1 pseudogene is annotated in these 432 nt (G+C 41.7%); it reads left to right on the plus strand.

The window, feature by feature from the left end:
• Positions 1 to 274 (plus strand): annotated as a pseudogene (locus WEIDD23_RS12325) (GTP pyrophosphokinase); the annotation flags it as partial.
• Positions 275 to 432 lie beyond the last annotated feature (158 nt).

Raw genomic sequence — 432 nt, forward strand, 5'->3', positions numbered from 1 at the left:
CAATGCGAAGCCATCTGGCTACCGTTCTTACCACATCGTAATTGAGTATCCCGTCCAATTGATCACGGGAGAGAAAAAGATTTTGGCAGAAATCCAAGTCCGCACAATGCAAATGAACGTATGGGCAACGATTGAACACGCAATTAATTATAAGTATGATGGTGACTATACACCGGAGATGACGGAGAAGCTTCGTGAAGTGGCTGAATTGAGCATTCGCGTCGACGAGTTATTCTCTGAATTACATAATGGTTTGGATAAACCAACAGATTAATTGTCAGCCACAAGGAAAGAAGACGAAATGAAACTCGCAATTTACAGTAATAATGGCGCACAGTCAAAGGCTGTTGTGGCTTTATTTAAAGAAAAATTGGCTGCACGCAATACCGATAAGATTGTCTTTGATGACGAGCATCCAGATGCTGTGATTTC

Origin of the sequence: Weissella sp. DD23 (assembly GCF_001579105.1) — a bacterium.
Classification (GTDB): Bacteria; Bacillota; Bacilli; order Lactobacillales; family Lactobacillaceae; genus Weissella; species Weissella cibaria.